At 48.7% G+C, this 8,861-nt stretch carries 11 protein-coding genes and 1 pseudogene; 7 read left to right on the top strand and 5 right to left on the bottom strand.

Annotated elements, in window-relative coordinates:
* Positions 1 to 213: 213 nt before the first annotated feature.
* The 3 genes from FTT68_RS10695 to FTT68_RS10705 all read right to left on the bottom strand — a co-directional run bounded on the left by FTT68_RS10695 (position 214) and on the right by FTT68_RS10705 (position 2,055).
* Positions 214 to 984, bottom strand: a complete 771-nt coding sequence (locus FTT68_RS10695; protein WP_168381603.1) for a transporter — start codon at positions 982 to 984, stop codon at positions 214 to 216.
* Between the two features lie 16 nt (positions 985 to 1,000).
* Positions 1,001 to 1,543, bottom strand: a complete 543-nt coding sequence (locus FTT68_RS10700) for a hypothetical protein (RefSeq protein ID WP_045796529.1) — start codon at positions 1,541 to 1,543, stop codon at positions 1,001 to 1,003.
* Positions 1,544 to 1,692: 149 nt separating this feature from the next.
* A complete protein-coding gene (locus FTT68_RS10705) occupies positions 1,693 to 2,055 on the bottom strand; it encodes an HPF/RaiA family ribosome-associated protein (RefSeq protein WP_005180845.1) in 363 nt (120 codons plus the stop codon).
* A gap of 247 nt (positions 2,056 to 2,302) precedes the next feature.
* Between FTT68_RS10705 and puuE the strand changes: the two genes are divergently transcribed.
* The 5 genes from puuE (at position 2,303) to FTT68_RS10730 (ending at position 5,694) form a co-directional block, all read left to right on the top strand.
* Positions 2,303 to 3,277 carry an allantoinase PuuE gene (puuE, locus tag FTT68_RS10710; protein ID WP_075168216.1) on the top strand — a complete coding sequence of 325 codons (975 nt, stop codon included), beginning with the start codon at positions 2,303 to 2,305 and terminating at the stop codon, positions 3,275 to 3,277.
* Between the two features lie 125 nt (positions 3,278 to 3,402).
* On the top strand, positions 3,403 to 3,906 hold the full coding sequence (uraD, locus tag FTT68_RS10715; protein WP_180083969.1) for a 2-oxo-4-hydroxy-4-carboxy-5-ureidoimidazoline decarboxylase: 504 nt from the start codon (positions 3,403 to 3,405) through the stop codon (positions 3,904 to 3,906).
* Complete coding sequence (uraH, locus tag FTT68_RS10720; protein WP_075168214.1) at positions 3,903 to 4,229, top strand: hydroxyisourate hydrolase; 327 nt, start codon at positions 3,903 to 3,905, stop codon at positions 4,227 to 4,229. The genes uraD and uraH overlap by 4 nt, the downstream gene beginning before the upstream one ends.
* 101 nt (positions 4,230 to 4,330) lie before the next feature.
* A complete protein-coding gene (locus FTT68_RS10725; RefSeq protein ID WP_168417070.1) occupies positions 4,331 to 5,056 on the top strand; it encodes an outer membrane protein OmpK in 726 nt (241 codons plus the stop codon).
* Between the two features lie 98 nt (positions 5,057 to 5,154).
* Positions 5,155 to 5,694, top strand: a complete 540-nt coding sequence (locus FTT68_RS10730; RefSeq protein WP_152342576.1) for a GNAT family N-acetyltransferase — start codon at positions 5,155 to 5,157, stop codon at positions 5,692 to 5,694.
* Between the two features lie 35 nt (positions 5,695 to 5,729).
* Here the strand turns inward: FTT68_RS10730 and hpxO are convergent, their stop codons facing one another.
* Positions 5,730 to 6,887: an FAD-dependent urate hydroxylase HpxO gene (gene hpxO, locus FTT68_RS10735; protein ID WP_180083973.1), complete on the bottom strand. Its 1,158-nt coding sequence runs from the start codon at positions 6,885 to 6,887 to the stop codon at positions 5,730 to 5,732.
* A gap of 212 nt (positions 6,888 to 7,099) precedes the next feature.
* On the opposite strand from hpxO, the gene alc reads away from it, so the two are divergent.
* Together alc and FTT68_RS10745 are read left to right on the top strand one after the other, a co-directional pair.
* Positions 7,100 to 8,107: an allantoicase gene (gene alc, locus FTT68_RS10740; protein WP_180083967.1), complete on the top strand. Its 1,008-nt coding sequence runs from the start codon at positions 7,100 to 7,102 to the stop codon at positions 8,105 to 8,107.
* A 104-nt stretch (positions 8,108 to 8,211) separates the two neighbouring features.
* Positions 8,212 to 8,721, top strand: coding sequence for an ureidoglycolate lyase (locus tag FTT68_RS10745; RefSeq protein ID WP_180083965.1), 510 nt, complete (start codon positions 8,212 to 8,214; stop codon positions 8,719 to 8,721).
* Positions 8,722 to 8,743: 22 nt separating this feature from the next.
* Here the strand turns inward: FTT68_RS10745 and FTT68_RS14085 are convergent.
* A pseudogene (locus FTT68_RS14085) lies at positions 8,744 to 8,861 on the bottom strand (RNA-guided endonuclease TnpB family protein); the annotation flags it as partial.

An 8,861-nucleotide genomic window follows, 5' to 3' on the forward strand; every position in this document is an offset into this window, starting at 1 on the left:
GGCGGACAGGCCTCGCGCTTATCCGCTGTGATCATCACCATCATGATAGCGTGATCTGCCAGCGCCTGTGTCGAGATCTGTAGCAATTCTGCTGCTAAACCAGATATAAAAACGGCCTGTGAACAGACCGTAAGCAGAATAAGTTGCAGCTCTCTAGCAGTCAGCGAGAGACTCTACTCCCCCGCTTTCTACAGCGCCATAACCAGAGCGCACTTAGAACAGGAAGGCCACACCTAAACCGGCATGATAACTTTTATCAGCGCCATTTAAATCAACACCGACACTGGCATCCAACTGGGTACGTGCATTTAAGGCATAAATCAGACCTGAACCCAAGGCATATTCCACTTTCTGGCTTTCTGCTTTGCGGTAAATAAACTCGGAGAAGCCGGCCCATTTATCGCTGAGCTGATATTGAATCCCCGGCACTGCCTGCAAGGCCCAATTGCTGTCCTGCCACTCATAACGCATGCTAATTGAGGTGGTAAGCAAATCATTATAGGCGTAGGCCACTGCCGAGCTAAGGCTGTAAATATCCTCTTCGGCACTAAAACCGTCATTCCCGGTGGCAATCTGCGCTTCGGCCAGCACCGCCATCGACAGTTTTTCATCATTTAAATCAATGGCATGTTTCAGACCAATGCTGACATCCCCCAGCCCATCTTCTTCAACCGACTGGCCAGCACTTTTTACCCGGCTCCAGCCCGGACCCTGCCAGCCCAGCTGTAATTCCAGATTATCCGCCAGACCGGTACGCAGTAAGGTATCGGCGTGCAGCTGAGTGATTTCCTGCGTCAGACCATTGTCATCTTTGGTTTTCTGATAGTGCGCATTGGCCAGCGCTTGCTCCCAGGCCAACTGGCCGACCGGCGTAATTCCGGTGCTCATGCCCACACCCGGACGGTCAAATGCAAACTCGGCGGCAAAGACCTGACTGCTGACTGCAGTCGCCACCATCACACCCAATAATTTCAATGCTGACATAGTGTTTATCTCAATTTTAAGCCAATTCTTTGGTCATTTTCGCGCCATGGGCACGGAGCAGTTCTAAGGTTTGCTGTTCTTCAGGCAAGGCTTCAGCCCAGTTAATTTCATCAAAGTCGCAATCAAAGAATAAATCACTGATGGATGACAAAATGGTCAGGCCATCTTCATCTTTACGGTTTGGATCGACTTTTTCTTCAAGCAGACGCTTTACCGCAGGTGCACAGGCGGCACTGGCTGCATCCCATAATGGGCCATAGACTTCTTCCGCATCCCACAAATGCAAATTGACCTTGGCCTGAATTAACGCGTCCAGAATTTCCATATGGACGGCCAAATCCTGCTGTTTTTGTGCTTCATTGTGCGGCTGGCCCGCCTCATAGGCCTCGCAAATGGCTTCCCACCACTGAAACAGGCCATCAGACCAGACTGAAATTACCGGGCCTTTTTCAGGATCAATAAAATTCGGATCAAGCCCAGCGGCCAGAAGCTGTTGCACTTGGGCCTGATCTAGTTCTTCTATGGCTTGCACCAAGCGTTGTTGTTGTGCCGTTAACATGCAGAGAGCTCTCTTCAATCAAATCAATTTCGTTCTATTATGCCCAATTCAGTGAAAATTGTTTAAGCGAAATGTAATCTTGTCGCATGAATTTGCTATAAAAAAAGCCCCGATACTGGGGCTTTTCTGCTTTTCAGCCAATACCTGTCTTATTCGTCGACATCGGTATCTAGGTCAACTCGACCCGGCTGTCCACCACGCGGATGTTCTTTTTTCTCAAAGACATGCTCCAGACTACGTTTTAAACGGTCAATGGCGCCATGAATTGCGGTATCGACATTATGACCACGATGATTGACCACCACAGGCTTCAAGCCGGCCGGGCGTGCTTCAATCATACATTTGATGTCATCATCTCCGCCTTTGTCCCCGTTTTCATCACTTAAATGTACGGAAAAATGGGTAATACGCTCACTATGGCGTTTAAATTCATCACTTAGCTCTGCACGTACGTAACTAATTAATCGTTCGCTACCTTGGATGTTCTTATCTGTACGGATTTCAATATTCATAATCTCATCCTCTCTTTCTTTCGTTTTCTGAATCTTTTTTGTGCAAAACTATTTTATCTTGGCACGTTTGTCGCTTGCTGTTTTCCAGCATATTGAACATCTTCAACCTAATTTGGACGCTACCCTCCACATTGAACGATGAACACTTTTGAGTCTGCAGAACCGTGTCCTTATACTTTGAATATCGGGCCTAACTCAAAAATATGCAAGCAATATTTGATAAAAATTAGCAAAAGGATAACCTGTTGTGACAACTGCTTACTTGCGTGGTCAGGCACTGATTGACTCAATCCGCTCTGCCCCTTATTCACGTGATTTAATTGGCTATCATGGCCAACCGCCGCATCCGCAGTGGCCGAATCAGGCACGTATTGCAGTGCAATTTGTGCTGAATTATGAGGAAGGCGGCGAAAATCATATTGAACATGGTGATGCCGGTTCTGAGCAGTTTTTATCTGAAATTGTCGGTGCGGCCAGCTTTCCGGCCAGACATATGTCGATGGATTCGATGTATGAATATGGCTCGCGGGCCGGTTTCTGGCGCATTCATCAGGAGTTTCAGCGACGCCAGTTACCGATGACTATTTTTGGGGTCGGTATGGCGCTGGCGCGGAACCCGTATGTGGTCGAGGCCATTCAGCAGGCCGACTATGATGTGGTGTCGCATGGGCAACGCTGGCTACATTATCAGAGCATGGACATGGCCACTGAACGCCAGCATATGGATCAGGCGATCAGTGTCTTAGAAACCCTGTTTGGTCATGCACCCATTGGCTGGTATACCGGCCGCGACAGCCCCAATACCCGCCAGTTACTGGCCGAATTCCCGCAAATTCAGTATGACTGTGATTATTATGGCGATGATTTACCGTTCTGGCAGACGCTGACCAATGCCCAAGGCCAGTCACGACCGCATTTAATTATTCCCTACACCCTCGACAGCAATGACATGAAGTTTGCCGCTGCAGCCGGCTTTAATAGCGGCGAGCAGTTTTATCAATACCTGAAAGATGCTTTTGATGTGCTTTATGCCGAAGGAGAAACTGCACCTAAAATGCTCTCGATTGGTATTCACTGCCGTCTTTTGGGGCGCCCGGGACGCTTTAAAGCCCTGCAACGCTTTTTGGACTATATTCAGTCGCATCCACAGGTCTGGATTTGCCGCCGCGGTGATATTGCTGCGCATTGGTATCGCCATCATGCACCAGAACCCGTCAAATAAAGAAAAACTCGCACTGGACTTGTGCAGCTTTAGCCGTCTCAGTGAAAAATTGTCTTTTCACCGAAATTTGGCACTGATATTGCACTTTTAGCAACAAAATTAAATGTAATGATGAGACCCTTACTGTGCAACTGGATCAATTTAATCAGGCCCCTGAAGCTGAGATTCACCAATTCTTGCAGCAATGTGTACACATTCCGGCATGGGCAACTGCCATTGTCCAACAGCGTCCTTTTGAGAGTATCGAGCAACTTTTAGAATTTTCCCGGCAGCAGGCCAGCCACTGGAGCTGGCCTGAGATTCAGGCCGCCCTAGTAAACCATCCTCGAATTGGCGAAAAACAGGCGCAGCAGCAACTCACGGTACAGGAGCAGGCCTTTTCTGCCCGGGAACAAGCCGCCGTCCAGCTCAATAGCGACACCCAGCAGGCACTTTTACAGGGTAATCTGGCCTATGAAAAAAAATTCGGGTTTATTTTCCTGATTAAAGCCTTTGGCTTGAGCAGTGAAGATATTCTGCAAGCCTTACAGTATCGTCTGCTGAATGATGCCGACACTGAACAGCGCATTGTGCAGCAGCAACTCTCAGACATTGCCTTACTGCGTTTAAGCCAGGAGCTTCAGTCATGATCAGCACCCATATTTTAGATACCCATTTGGGTCAACCGGCTACCGGCGTGAAAATCCGGCTATTTAATCAGCAACAACAGTTGCTGGCCGAAGCCGAAACCAATGCCGATGGCCGGGTCACAGCCGCCGATTTTGCTTTGGCCGACTGTCCGGAAGGCTCATATAGTCTGGAGTTTTATACTGCGGCCTATTTTGAGCAAAAAGGCCTGGACAGCTTCTTTCCTAAAGTGGTGATTTACTTCCAGATTAAGGAGGCGACACAGCATTATCACATCCCGTTACTGATCAGTCCTTTTGCCTATTCGACCTATCGTGGCAGCTAAATTTGGTCGGAAAATTGCCAATAAAAAGTTAAATTTGGCTTTATTTTTGCTTAATAACCTGTATCCTTGACACGCTTTTTGGGGAAGACGAAGACACCGTTATGAAACTTACACAACTTGCTGCACTTTGTGCATTCTCAACCACTACTGCCTTAACGCAAGCGGCGCCAGTATGGCAGGACTTTAGCCTGACTGGTCTTTATGGCACCAATTATGAACAGGTTTTCTATGAGGCAGAAGAACAAGCAACCTTAACGGTTGAGTATGCTGCCAAAGTAAAATACGCAGACGTATTTTTCTTCATGGATCGTAGCCGTGATGAAACTGATACTAAAGCTACCTATTTCGAATTGGCACCACGTTTAAGCCTAGGCGAAGTAACCGGTCAAAACCTGGCATTTGGTCCGGTGAAAGACGTATTAGTAGCCACTACATGGGAAGGCGGTGAAGGTTTCGATAACTTCTTATACGGTGTCGGCTTTGCTTTAGATATTCCATATACCCAATATGCGAACATCAACTTCTATCGTGCTAATAATGAGAGCACGAAAGATGATTATCAAATGACCATCACCTATGCTGTACCATTTAAACTGGGCAATGAAGACTTCCTGGTTGATGCCTTCCTAGACTGGTCAACTGCTGAAGGTACTCAGCATGCCAGCGAATTAAACTGGACTTCTCAGTACAAATGGAATGTGGGTAAACACATTTCTCCGGAAACACGTTTATACGTGGGGGTTGAACACTCAGTATGGAACAACAAATATGGCCAGAAAGGTAAAGACCAGAATGATGTCAGCGCGCTGGTGAAATACCACTTCTAAGTCATTTACATGACATAAAAAAGCAGGACTCCGGTCTTGCTTTTTTTATGTCCGCAGCGGCATGATAATGCGCTTATTCCTACCCTGATGTACTGCTTATGCGCTTTCATCTTCGTCCTGCCACCGAACACGATCTTGCTGCCATTCAGGCGATTTATAACCCGGAAGTGCTACAGCATGTAAACACCTGGAATGAACAGCCCTTTGATCTGGCACATTTCCAGCACTGGTTCCAGCAATTACAAAAACAGAATTTTCCGCTGCTGGTAGCCGAACATCTGGACACCGGACAAATTGTCGGCTATGCCGATTATTCCACCTTCCGCAGCATCAGCGGTTTTAAACATACAGTCGAACATTCGGTGTTTATTGACCGTCAATTCAGCCGGCAGGGTTTGGGCAAACAGTTGATGCAGGCCTTAATCCAGCATGCACAGGCACATCAGGTTCATGTGATGGTGGCCGCCATTGACCATGACAATAGCGGTTCAATTGCCTTGCATCAGCAATTAGGTTTTCAGCATTGCGGCTATATGCCCCAAGTTGGAAGAAAATTCGGACAATGGCGTGATCTGGTGCTGATGCAACTCATTCTGGATCCAGCATCAGAGCAGCCAGCCTCAACACCAGTCGATTGACCTGTATTTCTTGAAAAGCATCCTGCACAGAAAGTTTAATCCAGCGGATTACCGACTATATTGCTGATAATGCCTTTCATGATATGTGGCCCCTGCTCTTGGCGCAGTTCGGCATACCAGGCTTCCGTCACCTGCTGGTCTTTCATATGCGTAACATCACAGCGTTTACGCGCGCGCAGCACCAGTTCATTGGCGCGCTCATTGCGTTTATTCTGGTAGCGGCTTAAGGCATCCTGCACACCCAAGGTATTAATTTGTAAGGCACGTGCCAGATAAATAGCATCTTCCATGGCCTGACAACCGCCCTGTCCAATATCTGGCGTGGTGCTATGTGCGGCATCTCCCACTAGCACCACCCGGCCTTTATAAAAATTGGCGAAAGGCTCAATATCATGAATTTCCACGCGATTGGTGCGCTGTTCATCAATCGAGTCTATCAGCTGCTGCACCTGCGGACACCAGCCCTGAAAATACTGTTTTAACAGTGTTTTATACTGGCTGCGGTCATTCTCCAGTCCGGCCGCTAGCGGCACATCAAAGAAAAAATAAAAACGCTGATCGGCCACCGGCATCAGGGAAGCGCGCTTGCCTTCTCCGACAAAGGTAGTCCACTGGTCGGCCGGGGCCAGCTGTTCGGACACCTCCACCAGACCATTCCAGTTGACATAACCGGCATAACGGCGTGCGACAGTTTCATCCAGTACATAGGCGCGGGTTAAAGAGTGGGTACCATCGGCCCCGACCAGCAGTTCGGTTTGTAGCTGTGTGCCATCGGCAAAGCTGACCGTCACCTGCGAGCCATCTTCCTGTAACGCCACCATTTTCTTGCCTAAATAGATGTGCTCGCGACCAAATGCATCCATCAGCATATTTTGCAGTTCCGCGCGTGACACCGGATACGGACGCTGCCCGACTTCTTCAATTAATGGTGTCAGACTGAACTGAGTCATCACATCACCGCTCAGGCCATCGACATAGGCCAGATGATCCATCTGCCCGCCCAGCTCGGCCACCTGCTCGGTCAGCCCGAGGTAATTCAGGCATTTCACCCCATTGGACCACAGGGAAATAGCCGCACCCACCGGAAGAATCTGCTCGGACTGTTCATAAATACGCACTTCATGGCCAAACTTTTTTAGTGCAATCCCTGTGGTTAATCCGCCAATACCTGCACCAATAATTGTAATTTTCATTTTTCCTCCCAAGGCTTGCCTGTCAAAACTGAACAGCTGAAGCGAAAAACGTGCCATTTCATGCTTAGCCTGGGTCGTATGGCCAGAAGTTGGCACAGGCTGTGCTTCTACCCGTAGCAATAGGCCTGCTGTACAAGCCAAATCTGGCGCCACTGCCTGATTTCGATGCACGGCCGTGCCTGCTGTGAATGAACAATAAATGGAAGAGAATTATGGCCACTTTAATTGCACCAACATTTGACCTACCGCCCCAGCTTCAAACACTAACCAACCTGGCAGATACCCGTATTGGTGCAAAAGTTATTGAATGTTCAGATGATTTTTTTGCCGATGCGCAGCGTATGCTGCAATTTGCAGCACCAGTATTTGTGGAAGATAAATTTGATGATCATGGCAAATGGATGGACGGCTGGGAAACCCGCCGCAAGCGCCATGCCGGTTATGACTGGGCCATTGTCCAGTTAGGTGTGGCTGGCAAAATTCAGGCGCTGGATATTGATACCACCTTTTTTAGCGGTAACTATCCCGCTTCAGCCAGTGTCGAAGCCTGCTATGCGCCGCAAGGTAATCTGGAGCAGGCCAAATGGCAGCCGCTTTTAGCCAACAGTATTTTGGGACCCAGCCAGCACCATCTGTTTGAAGTCAGCTCTGATGCGGTCTATACCCATGTGCGTCTGAATATTTTCCCCGATGGCGGTGTGGCACGTTTTCGCGTATATGGCGAGGTGAAAATTCAGACCACAGATCATCAGGGTACACTGGATTTACTGGCGCTTGAAAACGGCGGCCGGGTAATTGCCTATAGCGATGCCCACTTTGGCCATCCACAGAACCTGATTAATCCGGGTCGTGGCATCAATATGGGCGATGGCTGGGAAACCAAACGCCGCCGCGCACCCGGCTTTGACTGGTGTATTCTGGCTTTGGGACAGGCCGGCCAGATTGAAAAAATTGATATCGACACTGCCCATTTCAAGGGCAACTACCCGGCAGAAGTGTCGATTCAGGCGGTGTACATTGAAGATGCCACCGATCCGCAACTGATTCCACAAAGCATGTTCTGGCCATTTTTACTGGAGGCGCAGCCCATGCAGATGGACCATGTGCATTCCTTTATCGAGCAGATTTTAAAGCACGATAAAATCTCGCATATCCGGGTCAATATGATTCCCGACGGCGGTATCAGCCGGATTCGCCTCTGGGGCACACTGGTGGACTAACGCACCAGCGTCGCTGTTGGCCCACTCCACAGGCTGACAGCGACCTCCAGCTCTACCGGATGATGATGACCATAAAAATACCCGCCCTGGAACTCTCAAACAACATGAAAAATACCATTCAGATTCAAGCATTGACCCAGGACAATTTTGCCCCTTTTGGTGAAGTGATTAGCTGTCAGGGACATGACTATTTTCATATTAACCATGCCCAAACCGAGCGTTATCATGCGCTGGCCATGACGGAAATTCTTGGTGAAGCACAAGCAGGCATTAGTATTTTCCGCAATATCCAGAGTACCCAAATACCGTTTCAGGTAGCAATGCTGGAGCGCCATCCTCAAGGCTCGCAGGCTTTTATTCCGATGCAGGGGCAAGCGTTTTTGGTGGTGGTGGCACCGGGTTTAAATGCAGATGAGCCAGACATTAGTCAGCTTCAAGCGTTTATTAGCGATGGTTCACAAGGCGTGAATTACCGCGCCGGGACCTGGCATCATCCCCTGCTGACGCTGGAGGCACCCAGCGATTTTGCCGTGATTGACCGGATTGGCTCTGGTCCCAACTGCGATGTGTATGAATTTAACTCGCCCATCCAGATTGTTTCTGCCCAGATTTAATTCTCCATTTGGTTTGACATCCTCACCCACCTGAAAGGAGGGTGATTCCTACTGCTAGACGCTTATGCCCAAGCGCAAGTATGTTCTTGGCGGAGTTTAAATCGCGTTGATTTACACTTCCGCATTCACATTTCCATACT

Origin of the sequence: Acinetobacter sp. Q85-2, assembly GCF_013420555.1 — a bacterium.
Taxonomy (GTDB): Bacteria; Pseudomonadota; Gammaproteobacteria; order Pseudomonadales; family Moraxellaceae; genus Acinetobacter; species Acinetobacter indicus.